Source organism: Rhodococcus sp. NPDC078407 (genome assembly GCF_044542515.1).
Classification (GTDB): Bacteria; Actinomycetota; Actinomycetes; order Mycobacteriales; family Mycobacteriaceae; genus Rhodococcoides.
The window spans coordinates 38096-54925 of the sequence record NZ_JBITUQ010000026.1 but is presented as its reverse complement, the minus strand read 5'-3'; the positions used below and the strand labels follow the sequence as shown (position 1 = coordinate 54925).

The window sequence follows — 16830 nt, the reverse complement described above, 5'->3', positions numbered from 1 at the left end:
AGGTGCTCGGGTGGACACCGGCGAGAGGAGGACACCATGGCAACGCGGGCACCACGTGCCCGGTCGTGCACCCACCGCCCAGCGAGTGCTGCAGCGGGCACAGACCTGGAACGCCTGTGCGCGCCCCTGCGGTGCCGTCATCTAGATGATTCTCGCTTCGTGAGAGTCGTCGTCGCGCTGAATGGGCCTACCTGCAGCGTGCCAGTCCAGCATCCCACCGTCGACGTTGATCGCATCGAATCCCACCCGGTTCAGGTACTCGACGACACGGGCCGACCGTCCACCGGCCTTGCAGACGACGTAGACCTCGGCTTGATTGTCGATCTCGCCGGCACGGGACGGGATGTCTCCCATCGGAATGTGAACGGCATCGGGAGCGTGCCCGGCCTGCCATTCGTCGTCTTCGCGCACGTCGAGCAGAACTGCCGTCGTCGGGAACGGCACCGGAAGGCGATCGACGGTGACAGCGGGCGGCAACTCGGGGTGAGACACACCTCGATCTTGTCACGGCTTTGCGCGGGGCTGCCACCGGTGCTTGAACCCTGCACGTGCGGTCGGGCTATGACCTGCGTCACTCTCGTCACAGAAGTTATCCACAGTATCCACAGGTTGATGCACAGAATCGGGGCCGATGCCGGTTTCTATCCACAGGTCAGAGCTTCGAGTCGGTCCCCCGGTGTACCGAATACCAACGCAGCCTGTGGATCGATGGTGATTTGACACAGCCGTCGTACGCACGGTCGTTCGCGGCTACGAGGCGGTCAGAATGGCCATTCTCGCGACGTCGATCTCGCCGCGGCAGAACTCGACGTTGACCCGATCTCCCGACGACGCCTCCTCGGCAGCACTGATCAACGCCAGATGTCGCAGGACCGACTCACGGACATCTGGATCCACCGCAGCGACTCCGATTCGCCGGGCGAGCATGATCGCCGCGGTCATGGCCACCGGCGCCTCCAAAGCATAGATACGCACGGCGTCGAAGACATCGTCGACCAATTCCGTCATCGGCAGCCTGGTGACGATGAGCCGCAGGGTCCGGTCGGAGTCGACCCGGCCCAACCTGGGCGCGGGGCGTCGCGCCATGGGGACCAGTCCGGTCGCCAGCTCGTTGAAGGCGTTGTGCGCGGTGTACGGATCGTTGGTACCGGGGGACAACGCACGCACGGCCATCTCGACCAACTGCTGCACGGCGAATTGAATGTCGCGATACGGAGTGCGAGTGATGCCGTAGTCGACAGCTTTGCACACCGCGTCCGTGACATCGGATGCCCGTTCGGGGGGATGAACACGGACCAGCGGTTCGCCCTCGACCACGTGGTCGCCCGGCCGCGCCAGTACCTCTATCAGACACTCGGAAGACTCCGCGGCCCTGAGCAAGGCGGGCTCGTCCACGCTGAGCACGAACCCTGATTCCTTGCTCGCGATCGTGGCGCTCTCGGTGCTGGGTGCCACCGCAGGCCTCGAATCCTCCGGCTGCTCCTCGGGATAGAGCGTGTCCACCACGGTCACCAACTCCGAACGCACTCGCGCAGACAGGGTGGACACCTGGATGGAACCGGCGATGTGATTGATGAAGTACACGAGGACCGCAACGTCCAGAACGGCGAGCAGCACGGCCACGTTGACCGCTATGTCGGGGACGAACGAGCCGTTGTCGATGGTGGCGTCCTGAATCGACCGCAGCACCATCAGCGCATAGAGAAAGGTCGCCCCGAAGGTTCCCAGCACGAACTGATTGCCACGGTCGTTCATGAAGTTTCGGACCAGTCGAGGTCCGTACGTCGAACTGGCAGTGGCCAACACCGACACCGTGATCGAGAAGGACGTCGCGGCGACGGCCAACATCGAGCCGCCGATCGCGCCGAGGATGTCCCGGCTGCCGCTGGCTCCGACCCGGTAGAGAAGTGCGCCCCAGACGCCCAGATCCGCGTCGTTCAGGGCTCGATCGATGAAGATCAAACCCTGGGCGAGCAACAGCGCACCGATACCCAAGGCCATCGGCAGAAACCAGAACACATCGGACAGACGCGACAGCTTCGTTCTCATTCGGTTCCCGTCCATTTCTGCCCGTACTGCGCGCGATCGCGCCCAGGCGTCTACCGTCGCACGCTGGGGTACTCCAGCCCGCGGGTCCCCTCGAACATCTTCACAGACCCGCGGAAGGAAGATTCATGGATGCAGTCGGTCACGCACTGAGCACCGGATCCAGGGCATGGAGTATCCTGTGGGCACTGGTCTTCGGGAAGTACACGACCTGGCTCGACCGAGTCCGACAACGGCACCTCCTGACACGTCGCAGCGAGTAGCGTCGGACGAGGATTAGGCTGAAATTCATGACCTCCATCGAGCTACGCGTCTTCACCGAACCCCAGCAGGGGGCCACCTACGACGAGCTGCTCCGCGTCGCCAAGGCCGCCGAGGAATTCGGTTACGGTGCCTTCTTTCGGTCCGACCACTACCTCGCAATGAGCGGCGACGGCGGCCCCGGACCCACCGACGCGTGGATCACGCTGGCCGGCCTGGCTCGCGAGACGTCGACCATCCGGCTCGGCACACTCGTCACCTCGGCGACCTTCCGCTACCCCGGGCCCCTGGCAATCAGCGTCGCGCAGGTCGACGCCATGAGCGGCGGACGCGTCGACCTCGGCCTGGGAGCCGGCTGGTTCGAGGACGAGCACAAGGCTTACGGCATCCCGTTCCCCGCTCTCGGCGAGCGCTTCGACCGGCTCGAAGAGCAGCTCGCCGTCATCACCGGACTCTGGAACACCGCCGCCGGCGATACGTTCTCGCACGCCGGCACGCACTACCCCGTCACCGACTCACCCGCGCTCCCCAAACCGGTGCAGACCCCGCACCCTCCCATCGTCATCGGCGGCGGCGGGAAGAAGCGCACTCCGGCACTCGCCGCGAAATACGCCGACGAGTTCAACATCCCCTTCGCGTCCCTGGCCGACACCGAAACGCAGTTCGGTCGCGTTCGCGCTGCCTGCACTGCCGCCGACCGCGACCCCGACTCCCTCGTCTACTCCAACGCCCTAGTCCTGTGCTGCGGCCGTACCGAAGAAGAAATCGCTCGACGCGCCGCCGCCATCGGCCGCGAGGTGTCGGAGCTACGCGAGAACGGTGCCGCTGGAAGCCCCGCCGAACTGGTCGACAAAATCGGCAGCTTCGGAGCCGTCGGAGCCACCCGCGTGTACCTGCAGACCATGGACCTCACCGACCTCGATCATCTCGAACTCGTCGCATCCGAGGTTCTCCCGCAGCTGTAACCCCACCGAAGTCCACCCACCGAGGTCCACCAAATGTGACATTCACCCCCGAAAAGGCCACCAAATGTCACATTGAGTACCCAAGGGCTGCGGTCAGGCGGTGGATCGGGCGCGTAGGCGTGCGTACGTCGCACTGATGTGTCGTGCTGCGGGTAGTTCGATCCAGCGGTAGGTGATCTCGGCCAGGAGGGCGGTGATGGCGAGGAACACGAGGACTGCCGCCGAGGTTCCGAGGCTCGGCTCGACGGTGTTGTAGGTGCGGTACAGCACGAGCGTGTGCAGCAGGTAGATGGCGTAGCTACGGGTGCCGAGCCAGTGGACCAGGGGCCAGCGGGTGATCGACCCGCTGTATCGGGCCAGCAGGACGACGGCCATGGTGATGACGAACAGTGTCCACAGGTATCGGTAGCCCATCCAGAATGCGTCGGCGTGGATGGCGAGTCTGACCACTTCCACCTGTGCGAGCACAGCGAGGACCACCCATCGCCACGCCACCAGCCGGGCCCAGGCCAGGTAGATGATCTGGCCGAGGAACAAGGTGGGAAGTATCGCCGCGACCCGGGTCAGGAATGGTACGGCCCAGCCCTCTGGGACGGTGAGGTTGTACAGCAGGATCGACACACACAGGACCGCTCCGACGAGGGGTACAAGGAACGGGGCGCTGCGCAGCACCGATCGCATCGCAGTGCAGTAGAGGTAGAAGACTGCTTGCACGACGAGGGTCCACGTCACGCCGAGCACCAGCACCTGTGGGGTCAGGAAGAATCCGCCCAGAACGAAATTCAACGCCGCGTCGACGAAGCCGATACCGATGTCGCCGTTGTTTTCGGCGGCTCCTATCAGCAGTACGAGCACGAGCGTGAACCAGAAGGCGGGTACGAGGCGTGCGAGCCGGGCCACCATGAAGTCCCGATGAGTTTGCCTCATGGCGGATCTGGTCACCAACAGGCCGGTGAGAAGCATGAAGATGCCTACTCCGACGAGAGACAGATGCAGGGTCAGGCCCAGCATTCCATTCAGGACGGTCTTGGAGGCGTCGAGGAACCACCAGGATTCGCCCAGGTCGTCGATCACCCAAAACGAGATGTGGGAGTAGAGGACGGCGAGGGCAGCGATGGCGCGCAGGAGGTCGGCACCGTTCATCTGCACTCGGGGCGCAACTACGGGCTGTACGGCGGCGGAGTCGTCGACCGCGTTTCGGCTCGGTCGGTCCCCTTCCACCCTCGCGAGTTTAGGTTCCGTTCATCTCGGAGACCAATTCGGAGATCTTCCGCAACTGTTTCGTGATATTCGAGGCGAATTCGCTCCTCGGATTCGACCGCCTTGTTCATGTGAATTTATTCCGAGAAAAGCATCTCGGTTACAACGGTTGCACAAGGGGTACGAATGAGATTGGGTTGAACCCTACGAAAGATCCGCAGTAGGACGAACGTGCCCGCATCACGCGATGGGCACGGCGTCGTTAGAGAAGGGAACCACGTGTCCGAGTACACCTTGCCCGACCTTGATTTCGATTACTCCGCCCTCGAGCCGCACATCTCGGGCGAGATCAACGAGCTGCACCATTCCAAGCACCACGCCACCTACGTCGCAGGCGCGAACACTGCCCTCGAGAAGCTCGCCGCAGCGCGCGAGAACGAGGATCACGGCAGCATCTTCCTGCTGGAGAAGAACCTCGCGTTCCACCTCGGTGGCCACGTCAACCACTCCATCTGGTGGAAGAACCTCTCGCCCAACGGTGGCGACAAGCCCGAGGGTGAGCTCGGTGCCGCGATCGACGACCAGTTCGGTTCGTTCGACAAGTTCCGCGCACAGTTCACCGCTGCAGCCAACGGCCTGCAGGGCTCCGGCTGGGCCGTACTCGGCTACGACTCGCTGGGCAAGAAGCTCCTCACCTTCCAGCTCTACGATCAGCAGGCCAACGTGCCGCTGGGCATCATCCCGCTGCTGCAGGTCGACATGTGGGAGCACGCCTTCTACCTGCAGTACAAGAACGTGAAGGCCGACTACGTCAAGGCGTTCTGGAACGTCGTGAACTGGGCCGACGTCCAGGCTCGTTTCGAGGCCGCCACGTCGAAGACCCCGGGCCTGATCTTCCCGTAGTTCTCGAAGGATCGACTACGTTCGGTCACCGGCAGGGCCACCGCATTCGATGCGGTGGCCCTGCCGCGTTTCGAACCTCATCCCCTTCCGGGGGCGGGCAACGGCCGAATCGACGTGACGCCGTGGTCGGGCGACGCCAAGGTCTCGGAGCGGCAGGTCGTGCGGCGCGGAGTCTGCGGATCGGGCGTCACGTATACGTGCACCGATCCCGATGCCGTCACCACGACGACATCGGATCCGCCGCCGGACGAGGTGACCTCGGCCGGACGCACGTCGTCGATACCGGTGAGGCCGTATTCGGTGCGTACTGCATGTTCGGCTATCTGGGCAACCGTGTCGTCGACGCAACGGCCCCGGTAATTCTGCAAGGTGAGCTGCCCGCGGTCGTGACCGTCCACCACGGCCTGCGCGTTCGCCGGGTCGAGGTTGCCGTAGTAGCTGCCGTCCGGCAGCGCCACCATTCCAGCTGCGTATCGGTCCCCACCCAGGTGGGTCGATTCCCACACCCGTCCATCCTGCTGGTTCAGGGCAGCCGCCACCGGCCGGCCGAGAACGGCGCAGCACGGGTCTTTCTTGCCATGCGTACACACCAGGTACAACGGCTGCTCGACGCGCGTCCCGGTGCCGGGCGCGGTGCCGGTGGCGGCGGATTCGAGCGGCAATCGAAGCATCTGCTCGACGGTATCGACCGTGTACTGCTCCACCCACGGGCCCCCGCGCCCCGAATGAACCAGAAACACCCGGCGCGTATCGGTGGGTTCGCGCCTGCGGTGAGTGTCGCGGACGAGCTGGGGTCGCACTCCGGCTGCCGTGCATCGGCGCGCAACCTCGACGCCGATCGGGCCCAGCGGCCCGTCGGGCCCCAGCGGCTGGACACCCCACGGGCCTGGGTGCTCGATCAATACCCAGCCGTCGGCTCTGGCTGCCGTGCCCCGTAGCGATTCGCCTTTCTCGCGCGCCACCGCGGCGCAGCCGACCCAAGCGTTCGATGCCGGCACGCGTCTATCCACCTAGTTCGGACGCGGTCTCCACCAGCGCCAGCGCGGTCAGAACGTTGCCGAAGAGGTAGTCCTTGGACGGCAGTTCGGTCACCTGGGCACCGAGTCCGGTGAACAGTGGGTTCTGCCGCAGCTGAGCGACGGCGTCCTCCGTCCCGGCGTCGGTAAGTAGAACGATGCGGTCGGCGGCGAACACATCGATCAGCTCGGGGCTGACGTCGACGGTTTGCACCTCGTCCGATCCGCGGTCCTGCTGTTCGGGGGCGCGGTACCCCAGATCGGCGAGCACCGAATAGGGAAACGAGCCGTCCTGCGTCATGTATCGCAGCGAGTCGGCACGTACCCGCGCCACGGTCAACGTGCTGTTCTCTCGATCGGCGCGACCTGAGGATTCGTCGACCGCTCGCTGATAGTCGGCCAGCAGGCCGTCGGCGATCTCCTGCCGGCCGAAGATGTCCGCGACCCGCTCGAGGGTGCTCCGCCACGAGGCCGGGGTGTACTCCACGACGACAGTCGGCGCGATCTGCGCAACCTGGTCGTACAGTGCTCGGTTGTCCTGGCCCGTCGTTCGCATGACGATCAGGTCCGGTGCGACGGCCGTCAACGCCTCGATATCGACTTCGGCGTCAGCTGACCCGATCTCGATCGGCTCCGCGGCCAGCCGGGCCCGGACAACGGGTGCGTAGTCACCGGTGAGCGGCGGCCTCACCGCAGCGACGGGCTCGATTCCCACAGCAACAACAGCTTCGAGAGTGCGGTCGCCGTCGAGTACGGCAACACGTTGCGGATCGACCGGCACACTCGTCTCGCCGAAAGTGTGCTGCACGGTGCGTACCTCGCCGCCGGGCTCCTCGCTGCTCGCTTCTTCACTACTGCAAGCAGTCACGCCGAGCGCCAGCGCGACGACCATGATGCAGACAGCGCCGGACCGACCGAATCTTCCGTTTTTCACCGCAGCAGCGTATCGGGTCTCGGTGCACCGTGGGCCTGCCACGTTTTCGGCTGGCACTCTCCCCATCTTGTGTGCCAGCCGTTTTCGGGTCATCCTTCTCCTTACCCAACGTCGTGTACCCGGCTTCTGCCTCGTACCTGTCTGGGAGGGATGCGCAATGGACGATCGAGATCTCATCGGTGTCTCGCCTTTTCACGCCGCCGGTCTATTACGCGGATTCGTGATCTCCGGCCGCTGGCCGGACACCACCAAGGAGTGGGCGCAGTTCCTGGCACTGGCCGTCCGGGTCGCGTCGATGCCAGGTTTGTTGGCAACGTCGACGGTGTTCGGCGCGCGGGAGGAACTGCCCGAGGATCCGGAGCCGGGAACGATCGGACTGGTCGTCGCCGAGGGGCCGGTGATCGGCGATTTCGCGTTGACACCCGGACGGTTCTCGGCCCGTCAGCCGGCCGCGTTGCTCATGCTGCATCCACCGTCGGAGACGACGCCCTCTCTACCCGAATGCGCGGGCGCTGCCTCCGGTTGCGTTCTGCTGCCGGGACTTCCGCACCTGGGCCTCGATCACCGGGCCGCGTGGGTGGAGGCCGAAGCCGACGGCACCGTGACGTCGATGGTCAGCCGGGTGGGTCTCGATCCGATCAGCGATCCCGACACCGCAGTTTTGGCGATGCTCCTGGCGTCCTGATCGCTACCCGCACACCATTTTTCGGGTCCCCAAACTTATTGCCGCATTGGACAATTGACGAAGCGGCACTTAAAGTTCTCTGCAGCGAAGGGGAGTAGCCCCCAATCAGCGTGTCGACATACTGGTCGTTTCCTCGACCCGGCACCTGAACCGGCACATACCGGTGGGCGAGACCTTCGGTCCGTTCGACGACCGAGGAGTCCGCTGTGCTGTCCGCATTGTTGTTGAGTTTCGCTGTGATTTTCGTGGCCGAGCTGGGTGACAAGTCCCAGCTCATGGCCATGACCTTCGCCCTGCGCTACAAGTGGTACGTCGTCATCGGCGGCATCACCGTGGCCACCACCGTCGTGCATCTGGTCTCGGTCGCAGTCGGTCACTTCCTCGGTGTGTCGATCCCCACCGAGGCGATCTCCATCGTCGGCGGCATCGCGTTCGTCATCTTCGGACTCTGGACGCTGCGCGGCGATTCCCTGTCCGACGACGAGGACGCGAAGGCGTCGCGCGTCACCAAGTCGGCTTTCCTGGCCATCGCGTCCGCGTTTTTCCTCGCCGAGCTCGGCGACAAGACGATGTTGGCCACCGTCACTCTGGCGGCCGACAACGACTGGGTCGGGGTCTGGATCGGCTCCACGATCGGTATGGTCGCGGCCGATGCGCTCGCCATCGTGGTCGGCGCGGTTCTCGGAAAGCATCTGCCGGAACGCATGATTCGGTACGGCGCAGCCATCTTGTTCTTCGTCTTCGGTGCCGTCCTGTTCTTCGAGGGCCTGATGCCCGGCACCGCAGCTCCGTACATCGCCGCCGGCGCGATCGGCGTGTTGTCTGCCGTCCTCGTTGCTGTGTTCGTCCGACGCTCTCGCAGCAAGCTTGTGCGCCAACAGGAGAAGCACAGCGCCGTCGAACGCGCCTGACCTTGGTTTACACTCCTCCCCCGGAGGGGTGTATGAACAACGACCAGCAGGTGAGCACGTCCGATGCGGCGCATCGTTCCACGGATCGACTGATCAGAATCATCGGCCGGTTCGTCGGTGTCGGCTACGGGGCGTACCTGCTGCTGTTGATCCCGGATATCGCGCGCACCGGTGCGGTCGTTCCCGGATGGTGGACTCCGACGACGGTGGTCCTCGTGTTCGGCACCGGCTTTGCGTTCGCGGCGTCCACCTTTCACCCCCGCATCGAAGTCATCCGCATTGCCGGTTCCATCGCCGCGCTGACGTTCCCGGTCATGGCCGGGCTGTGGTGGACTGCCTGGGACGGCGTGACATTCGATCAAGGGGGAACATTTCTCGCGGCATTTCCCGGCCTGGCGGCACTCGCCGCTGCGACAGTGTGGCGCCCCGTTCCCGCATTCGCACACATGACCATATCGGTCGTCATCGTGCAGTTGACCAATCAGGCTGTACGAGAACCGTTTCCCCGCAGCAACGCGGTCGCGGACATATTCTTCGCGATGATGTTCTGCACAGTGTTCGTGGCCGCAACGCTCGCCGCGGTTCGCACCGGGCGCATTCTCGACTCCACGATCTCGACGGCCCAGAACGACGCCGCCCGAGCAGCGGCGGCCGACGCACGCGAGGTCGAGCGCGAACGGTTCGACGCGCTGATTCACGACGAGGTCATGTCGTCACTGCTCGCCGTGACTCGTCATGGCCGCACGCCCAGCCTGGCACGTCAGGCCCGATCGGCTCTGGCGCATCTCGACGAATTGACTACCGGCACCGTCTTCGAGACGTTCTCGGCCGAGGAGGCTCTGGCTCAGCTGCGTTCTGCCGCAACTACAGTCGACGAGTCCATCGAGTTCACCGTGAACGAGCGCGTGCTGGAGCGGACAGAGCAGTATCCGGCCGAAGCGATACGAGCCATCGCAGCCGCGCTTGCCGAAGCATTGCGCAACAGTCTGATTCACGCCCGATCATCGACACGGTCGGTCTCGGCCCTGCTGGCTCCGTCTACAGTGCATGTCACCGTGCGTGACGACGGTATCGGCTTCGATCGGCGTTCGGTGCCGCCCCACCGGCTCGGCGTCGCCGTCAGCATCGAGGGCCGGATGCGTCAGCTCGACGGCGGATCGGCCGATATCGACTCCTCCACCGCAGGCACCATCGTGCGATTGGGCTGGAAGCGATGAACGGCGAGGACGTCCGCGATTTATTGTCGATGAAGTCGACCGCAGCCTATGCCGTTGCCGGATTCTTCGTCCTCGCGTGCCTGGTGTGCGCATCCACGACCCTGGCCGGGGTGTCCGCGGTGTGGCCCGAGTACGCGGCGGTGCTCGTGCTTTCCGCTGCGGTCGTGCTCTTGCTCCGCGCGCCGGGTGACCCACCGAGCGTCCGATCGACCGCACTGATGACCGCATCCGGCCCGGTGGCAGCCGCGCTGGTTTTTGCAGTGGTGCCGGTACCGCTGACGGGCAGCCTGCAGACGTGGCCCCTCGGCATGCCGCTGGTAATCTACACCTTCCTGTGTGTCCGCGGCCGCACCCTGGCGGCGTGGCTCGGGCTGGCACTGACCATGTCGGTCGCCATCGGCTGGGCTGTGGTGACGGGTCAGGGGGTTGCCTACGGGCTGTCGTTCAGCCTCATCAACATTGCTCCGCTCCTGATGGCGACGTTCTTCGCGTTCACCATCCGGCCGTTGGCCGCGGCGATTTTCGAGCTGCGCAAGCAGTCGACGGTGCGGATCGCGTCCGAGGCTGCGGCGGCCGCGGCGCTCGAGGAACGCGACGCGCGGCTGGCCAGTCTCGACGCGTTGGCCCGGCCGTTGCTTCAACGCATAGCCGACGGTCCCGATCCCACCGACGAGGAAATCCTCGCCTGCCGGTTACTCGAAGCGGAGCTACGCGATTCGCTCCGCGCCCGCGGTCTGATCGAACCGAACCTCGCTCGTGCAGCGAGATCCGCCCGGGCCCGCGGCGTCGAGGTCGTGCTGCTCGACGATCGTGCCGCGGCCGCGTTGGAAGTCGACGCGCGCGATCGCATCGTGGCCGCCGCGGCGGACAGTCTCGATGCGGCCGAAGCAGGCTCGGTAACAGTCCGGCTCCTTCCTCCCGGGCGCACTGCTGCGGCGACCGTTCTGCTCGACGACCTCGGCGACGGTGCACAGAGAATCGAGTACGACGACAACGGTCGAATCAGGAGCTGAACACCGGGTTTGAGCCGAGACACTCGTGGTTAACCTCCGCCGGACCGATAAGGACCAGTAGGTCTGTACTGCCACGGTGAATGGAGCCCCGCCATGCCTCTCGATCGACGATCGTTCCTGATCGGATCCGGTGCCGCCGCGGTGCCGCTGCTGCTGGCCGGTTGCGGCTTCGTCAAATCCAGCCCGACGCAGCAGGCCGAGGGCACGCTGACGTTCACCACGTGGGGTACCGACGCCGAACTGGCCGGCTTCCGCGACTCCATCAGCGCGTTCGAGGCGGCCAATCCTGGGTCGACGATCACCCTCAATGCGGTGCCGTACGAGCAGATGTTCACCAACATCGACGCTCAGCTCCAGGCGGGCAATCCACCCGACATCTTCCGGGTTCCGTACTACACGTTCGGTGCGTACGCCGGCCGCGGGCAGTTGCTCGATCTGTCACCGCTGTTGGCGTCGGACACGCGGGATCAGTTCACGCCGACGGCGTGGGCCGCGGTGCAGAACGGCGGCATCCCTTACGGCCTGCCGCACCACACCGACACCTCGGCGATCCTGGTGAACCGAAACCTGTTGTCGCAGGGCGGTATCGACTCCGTTCCGACCACCCTGGACGACGCCTGGACGTGGGACGAGCTGAACTCGATCGGCGATCGGTTGCGGTCGTCCTTGCCCGCCGACAAGTATCCGTGGGCCTACAACTGGCAGGGCAACGGCGTCACGCGGTGGCTGAGCCTGCTGTTCCAAGCCGGCGGTGCGTTCCTGGCCGAGGATCAGAAGACCCCACTGATCGATTCGGACGAGGGTCGCCGGGCCGTCGAATTCTCGTCGTCGTTCTTCTCGAAAAGCTTTGTGCCGGCCAACAACACCATCGCATCCTCGAGCTACGCGAGCGAGGCCTGGTTCTCGCAGTCGGTCGCCATGGTGTGGTCGGGTGCATTCCAGTTGCCCGACGCCGATGCCACGGCCAGTTTCGACTGGACGGCCACGTATGCACCACGAGATCGCCGGGGCGGCGGCGACTTCGGCGGCAACGCGCTCGTCGCGACGGCGCAGACCTCGCAGCCGGAGTTGGCGGCGTCGTTCCTCGAGTTCGTCACCCAGCAGGAACAGATGCGCAACTTCTGCAGGGCCGCGTCCCTGCTGCCGACGCGCACCGATCTGCTCAACTCCGACTTGGAGTTCGACATCCGTTCGGAACTGGCTCCGATCTTCGCCGGACAGGCGACGACGGTGCAGCCGCAGGATGCCGCTCAGGTGGCGTCGCCGTCGATGTCGGGAATCATCCCGGTGTTGAAGGAGCAGCTCGACCTGGCCTTCGCAGGCTCGCAGGATGCGGCTGCCACCGTGTCGGCATTGCAGAGCGGAATCGCCGGGGTCACCGGCGCATGACGGCCACCGTGAATCGCACACCGAAGCGCGCCGGAGCCAGGAAGGAGGCGTTCGCGGCCGCTGGATTTCTCGCACCCAGCTACGCACTGCTGGCCGTGTTCGTCCTCGTTCCTCTCGTCGCCGCGTTCGTCGTCAGCCTGCAGCAGACCGACGGCTTCGGAGCCGGGGAATTTGTCGGGGCAGCCAATTACGCACGCCTGGTGGAGGATCCGCTCTTCTGGCGGGCACTGATCAACACCCTCGTGTTCACCGCGTTGGTCACTCCGCTGTCGATGCTGTTCGGTCTGATCGCTGCGGTGTTGCTCAACTCTGCGTTGCCGGCGCGGCCGCTGTGGCGTTCGCTGGTGATTCTGCCGATGGCGGTGTCGGGTGTGGCGACCGGCCTGATCGGCATTCTGGTGTTCGACCAGAACTCGGGCGTGCTCAACAACCTGATCGGTTTTTTCGGACTGCCTGCCATCGATTGGCAATCCTCCCCCGGACCGGCGTTCGCGTCGATCGTCATCGCCACGGTCTGGTGGCGCACCGGGTTGAACATGCTGATCTATCTGGCCGGGCTGCAGGGTCTGGGGCCGGACCTCTACGAGGCAGCAAGGCTGGACGGCGCGAACGCTTTTCAACGCTTCCGCAACGTGACGGTGCCGCTGCTGGGTCCGACATCGTTCTTCTTGCTGGTCCTCAACGTCATCTACTCGTTCCAGGTGTTCGATCTGGTCTTCGTCCTCACCGGCGGCGGACCGGGCGGGGCGACGTCGGTGCTGGTCACGTACGCCTACGAGACCGGCTTCGTCACCCGAGACCAGGGCTATGCAGCGTCGATAGGCATGGTGCTGTTCCTGTTCGCCCTCACGTTCGCCGCCGCGCAGTGGCGGGCGAGCCGAACGAAGGATCTGGTCGAATGAGCGGTCCGAGAAACGCATCCGCTCGTCGCGCACTGGCGCTGCGCACCGTGATCATCGCCGTCATCGGTCTGATCACTGTCGCACCGCTGTACTGGATGCTCGCGGTGGCGTTCTCGACCCGCGGCGAACTGCTGGGCGGCGGCGAACTCAGATTGTGGCCTCGGCAGGTGACGTGGGAGAACGTCACCCGCGTGTTCGATTCCTTCCCGGTCGCGACGTGGCTCGGCAACTCGATCGCCATCGCCGTCGTGGTTACGATCATCACCGTCGTGACGAGTCTGCTCGCAGGGTATGCGTTCGCGCACTTGAAGTTTCGATTCTCGACGCCGCTGTTCTTCATCGCGTTGGCCACACTGGTGTTGCCGGTCCAGGTGATCATGGTGGCGCTGTTCCGCATCGTCGTCGGGCTCGGCCTGTACGGCACCTACTGGGCGGTGATCCTGCCGAGTTCGGCGTCGGCGTTCGGGCTGTTCCTCGCGCGCCAGTTCATGCTCGGCATTCCGCGTGAGCTACTCGAGGCGGCTCGACTCGACGGTGCCGGGCACTGGCAGATCTTCCGACGCGTCGTGCTGCCCCTGTCCGGACCGCTGATCGCCGTCCTCGCCTTCATGAGCCTGCTGCAATCGTGGAACGACTTCGCGTGGCCGCTCATCGCGTTGCGCGAGAACGAGCTGTTCACGCTACCGATCGGCCTGCTGTACCTGCAGGGCCAGGCCAACAGCGACTACGGTGCCACGATGGCGTTCGCGCTGATCAACGTCGTGCCGATGGCCCTGCTGTTTCTGTTCTTCCAGAAGTACTTCATCGCGGGATTTGCGCGCAGCGGGATCAAGTAGGTCCCCGCTGCGGGGTGCCTGAGGGCCGGTGAGGTGTCCCGCCGGTTATGGTGCAAGCGACTACGAGGTCGCAGCCAGTACCGCGGCCCGCCATCGTGAGCGAAGGGGATCGTACGACGTGGAGATTTCAGGAACAGCAGCACTTGTCACCGGCGGGGCGTCCGGCCTCGGTGCCGCAACGGCCGCACGTCTGGCCGCCGCGGGTGCCACCGTGTTCGGACTCGATCTACCGCAGTCCATCGAGCGGGCCGGCGACAGCGTGCCGGACGGGGTGACTCTGTTGCCCGCCGACGTCACCAGCGAGGCAGAGGTCGAGGCCGCACTGGACACCATCGTCGAATCCGGTGTGCCGCTGCGCATCGTCGTCAACTGCGCAGGCGTCGGCTGGGCGGGTCGCATCCTGTCCAAGAAGGGACCGCACGATCTCGAGCTGTTCCGCACCGTCATCACCATCAACCTGCTGGGCACGTTCAACGTGATGCGACTGGCCGCGAACCGCATCCAGTCGCAGGCCACCGTCGACGACGCCGGCCAGCGCGGCGTTGTCATCAACACCGCATCGGTCGCGGCGTTCGAGGGCCAGATCGGCCAGATCGCCTACACCGCCTCCAAGGGCGGCGTGCACGCGATGACCATCACCGCAGCCCGTGACCTGGCTCAGGTCGGCATTCGCGTCAACACCATCGCCCCCGGCATCGTCGACACCCCGATGCTGGCCGGAGTCACCGAGGAATACCGTCAGGGCCTCGAGGCGTCCGTGCCGTTCCCGTCTCGCCTCGCTCAGCCCGGCGAGTACGCCCAGTTGGTGCAGATGATCGCCGAGCACGACTACCTGAACGGCGAAACGATCCGCATGGACGGCGCGATCCGGATGGCACCGCGCTAAAGATCCCCTCGCGCGTGACCCCGGGTTCTCGACGCGGGGTCACGCACGGGCGCGCAGGTCCGCCACCGTCGGGATCTCCTTCTCGGCGCGGTCGGTCATCCACTCGCGCAACACTTTTGTAGCCAGCACGTCGTCCTCGTTGTACACCAGCAGTCGCTCGCGCTGGGTGTGATCGGGCTCCGCGTCGTACCCGACAGCCTCCCGGTACCAGCCCATCGACGCCTCGCCGCCGGCCTCGTCGTCGCGCCAGGCGAAACCCGCGACGGGCGCAATCTTCTTCAACCCCTTGCCGTTCGGGCAGATGAACTGATCGCTCACGGCCTGGTAGACGTCCACCCACTGCTCACTGTCGATGAAGTCGCGTATCTGCGCCTCGGTGGGAACACCGGGGACGTCGGCGAAACGACGGGCCGAGTCCAGCAACCACTTGTCCTCGGCCTGACGCGAATAGCAATATGCTGCAAAGGTTTTGCCGCGAGAAGCGGCGTCGGCCCTGGTATCCATCAGCCAGTTCCAGAACACCGCGAACGAGCGACCTTCGTCGACAGTCGGCAGCGGATCCCAGGTGACGAACCCCCGATACTCGGGCGGCGGTCCACCTGCCTCGGTGAGCAGCGTGCCCCACAGATACGCACCGTGTTCCTGGTAACTCTCCATGTCGACGTCCACTTCCACGTCGGCACGGTGCACCGAGACGGTCTCGGAGCGACGCAACAGGGGCACGTCGGCTCGCCAGGCCAGGGCCGCGGACACCGCGTCGTCGAAGTTTCCGAACGGCCACTCCTCCGGGGCCGGGCCGGTCCATTGCGCCAGCTCGTCGATCGTCCGCACGCCGGCGCTGCGCAGCACATCGGCACGCGAACCTGAGGCGACCAGCGAGACGTCACGAACGGCCTCGAGCTGCGGCTTGCAGTCGAACCACCAAGCACACGAACGACATTCACTCACCTGCGAGGGAACGGTGAAGGCACTGCCCTGGGCCACGGCGAGCCGATCCGCGAAACGCGTGTCGTATTCACCGAGCACCGTCGTCAGGTCGTGGATCAGCACGCATTCGCCTCGATAGCCCACTGCGCCGCCGACGGGCGCGGACGGTTCCAACCCCTCGTGCGCCAGCATGCGGTACAGGTGTGCGAGCCGAAGCTGGTCGCGCAACTGGCTGCGCACCTTGCGGGTCTCGTCGACGGCCGGGTCCCAGTGCGTCAGTGGGGTGGTTCGCGCGCCTCGGCCAGGATCGGTGACCTTGTGGTTGACGACGATCACCGGGATGTAGCCGCCCGACGCCTCGCGAATCAGAAGTTCGCTGCGCCCCCGCCGACCGGTATCACGCTCGAGCGGCAGTACCGCGTTCCAGATGCGCTCGACGCCGGCGCGGCACGCCGCGACAGTCGCGTCGGCAGCAGCACGGGCCGTTGGCTCGTCGATCTCGGTCCACCGCATCGGATCCGCGACGGCCAACTGCATGCGGATGTTCTCTCGATGAGCCTGAGCTGCCTCCCGTCGCTGCCGGACACCCGGATTCTCCGGTTCACCGCGCAGCAACGATCCGTAGGCGGTATCGAGATAGAGCCGATGCCTGCAGCGCGTCAACGATCCGGCGTCGAGCAGCACGGGAGAGGGCACTGGCGCACCTCGTTGACCGTTCACACTCCAAGACACTAGGTCA

The 16830-nt window shown here is 65.3% G+C and carries 16 protein-coding genes; 10 read left to right on the top strand and 6 right to left on the bottom strand.

Annotated features, from left to right (window positions below; all coding sequences use genetic code 11):
- Positions 1-141: 141 nt before the first annotated feature.
- Together ACIGGF_RS21465 and ACIGGF_RS21460 are read right to left on the bottom strand one after the other, a co-directional pair.
- Positions 142-492: a rhodanese-like domain-containing protein gene (locus tag ACIGGF_RS21465; RefSeq protein WP_397523179.1), complete on the bottom strand. Its 351-nt coding sequence runs from the start codon at positions 490-492 to the stop codon at positions 142-144.
- Between the two features lie 258 nt (positions 493-750).
- Positions 751-2049: a DUF2254 domain-containing protein gene (locus ACIGGF_RS21460; protein ID WP_397523178.1), complete on the bottom strand. Its 1299-nt coding sequence runs from the start codon at positions 2047-2049 to the stop codon at positions 751-753.
- A gap of 296 nt (positions 2050-2345) precedes the next feature.
- On the opposite strand from ACIGGF_RS21460, the gene ACIGGF_RS21455 reads away from it, so the two are divergent.
- Positions 2346-3272: an LLM class F420-dependent oxidoreductase gene (locus ACIGGF_RS21455; protein WP_397523196.1), complete on the top strand. Its 927-nt coding sequence runs from the start codon at positions 2346-2348 to the stop codon at positions 3270-3272.
- 93 nt (positions 3273-3365) lie between these two features.
- On the opposite strand, the gene ACIGGF_RS21450 is transcribed toward ACIGGF_RS21455, so the two are convergent.
- Positions 3366-4493: an acyltransferase family protein gene (locus ACIGGF_RS21450; protein ID WP_397523177.1), complete on the bottom strand. Its 1128-nt coding sequence runs from the start codon at positions 4491-4493 to the stop codon at positions 3366-3368.
- 258 nt (positions 4494-4751) lie between these two features.
- Here ACIGGF_RS21450 and ACIGGF_RS21445 point away from each other — a divergent pair, with 258 nt between their 5' ends.
- Positions 4752-5375, top strand: a complete 624-nt coding sequence (locus ACIGGF_RS21445; RefSeq protein WP_397523176.1) for a superoxide dismutase — start codon at positions 4752-4754, stop codon at positions 5373-5375.
- Between the two features lie 77 nt (positions 5376-5452).
- Here ACIGGF_RS21445 and ACIGGF_RS21440 read toward each other — a convergent pair whose 3' ends face one another.
- Both ACIGGF_RS21440 and ACIGGF_RS21435 read right to left on the bottom strand, forming a co-directional pair.
- On the bottom strand, positions 5453-6373 hold the full coding sequence (locus tag ACIGGF_RS21440; RefSeq protein WP_397523175.1) for a sucrase ferredoxin: 921 nt from the start codon (positions 6371-6373) through the stop codon (positions 5453-5455).
- Between the two features lie 4 nt (positions 6374-6377).
- Positions 6378-7325: an ABC transporter substrate-binding protein gene (locus ACIGGF_RS21435; protein ID WP_397523174.1), complete on the bottom strand. Its 948-nt coding sequence runs from the start codon at positions 7323-7325 to the stop codon at positions 6378-6380.
- Positions 7326-7482: 157 nt separating this feature from the next.
- Between ACIGGF_RS21435 and ACIGGF_RS21430 the strand changes: the two genes are divergently transcribed.
- From ACIGGF_RS21430 to ACIGGF_RS21395, 8 genes are all read left to right on the top strand, one after another.
- A complete protein-coding gene (locus ACIGGF_RS21430; protein ID WP_397523173.1) occupies positions 7483-8010 on the top strand; it encodes a peptidase in 528 nt (175 codons plus the stop codon).
- A 206-nt stretch (positions 8011-8216) separates the two neighbouring features.
- Complete coding sequence (locus tag ACIGGF_RS21425) at positions 8217-8921, top strand: TMEM165/GDT1 family protein (RefSeq protein WP_397523172.1); 705 nt, start codon at positions 8217-8219, stop codon at positions 8919-8921.
- A gap of 32 nt (positions 8922-8953) precedes the next feature.
- Positions 8954-10138 (top strand): ATP-binding protein, encoded by a 1185-nt coding sequence (locus ACIGGF_RS21420; protein ID WP_397523171.1) that lies wholly within the window; start codon positions 8954-8956, stop codon positions 10136-10138.
- A 29-nt stretch (positions 10139-10167) separates the two neighbouring features.
- A complete protein-coding gene (locus ACIGGF_RS21415) occupies positions 10168-11151 on the top strand; it encodes a hypothetical protein (protein ID WP_397523170.1) in 984 nt (327 codons plus the stop codon).
- A gap of 93 nt (positions 11152-11244) precedes the next feature.
- Positions 11245-12540, top strand: coding sequence for an ABC transporter substrate-binding protein (locus ACIGGF_RS21410; RefSeq protein ID WP_397523169.1), 1296 nt, complete (start codon positions 11245-11247; stop codon positions 12538-12540).
- Positions 12537-13442, top strand: a complete 906-nt coding sequence (locus ACIGGF_RS21405; protein ID WP_397523168.1) for a carbohydrate ABC transporter permease — start codon at positions 12537-12539, stop codon at positions 13440-13442. The genes ACIGGF_RS21410 and ACIGGF_RS21405 overlap by 4 nt, the downstream gene beginning before the upstream one ends.
- Positions 13439-14278 (top strand): carbohydrate ABC transporter permease, encoded by an 840-nt coding sequence (locus tag ACIGGF_RS21400; protein WP_397523167.1) that lies wholly within the window; start codon positions 13439-13441, stop codon positions 14276-14278. The genes ACIGGF_RS21405 and ACIGGF_RS21400 overlap by 4 nt, the downstream gene beginning before the upstream one ends.
- A 118-nt stretch (positions 14279-14396) precedes the next feature.
- The gene (locus tag ACIGGF_RS21395) at positions 14397-15164 is read left to right on the top strand and encodes an SDR family NAD(P)-dependent oxidoreductase (RefSeq protein ID WP_397523166.1); all 768 of its coding nucleotides are present in this window, start codon (positions 14397-14399) and stop codon (positions 15162-15164) included.
- A gap of 39 nt (positions 15165-15203) precedes the next feature.
- Here the strand turns inward: ACIGGF_RS21395 and ACIGGF_RS21390 are convergent, their stop codons facing one another.
- On the bottom strand, positions 15204-16772 hold the full coding sequence (locus ACIGGF_RS21390; protein WP_397523195.1) for a TM0106 family RecB-like putative nuclease: 1569 nt from the start codon (positions 16770-16772) through the stop codon (positions 15204-15206).
- Between the last annotated feature and the right edge of the window lie 58 nt (positions 16773-16830).

Bases quoted from the DNA above. Each gene is read 5' to 3' on its own strand.
- ACIGGF_RS21460 (WP_397523178.1), bottom strand. From the start codon at position 2,049: ATGAGAACGAAGCTGTCGCGTCTGTCCGATGTGTTCTGGTTTCTGCCG.
- ACIGGF_RS21430 (WP_397523173.1), top strand. From the start codon at position 7,483: ATGGACGATCGAGATCTCATCGGTGTCTCGCCTTTTCACGCCGCCGGT.
- ACIGGF_RS21420 (WP_397523171.1), top strand. From the start codon at position 8,954: ATGAACAACGACCAGCAGGTGAGCACGTCCGATGCGGCGCATCGTTCC.
- ACIGGF_RS21415 (WP_397523170.1), top strand. From the start codon at position 10,168: ATGAAGTCGACCGCAGCCTATGCCGTTGCCGGATTCTTCGTCCTCGCG.
- ACIGGF_RS21410 (WP_397523169.1), top strand. From the start codon at position 11,245: ATGCCTCTCGATCGACGATCGTTCCTGATCGGATCCGGTGCCGCCGCG.
- ACIGGF_RS21405 (WP_397523168.1), top strand. From the start codon at position 12,537: ATGACGGCCACCGTGAATCGCACACCGAAGCGCGCCGGAGCCAGGAAG.
- ACIGGF_RS21400 (WP_397523167.1), top strand. From the start codon at position 13,439: ATGAGCGGTCCGAGAAACGCATCCGCTCGTCGCGCACTGGCGCTGCGC.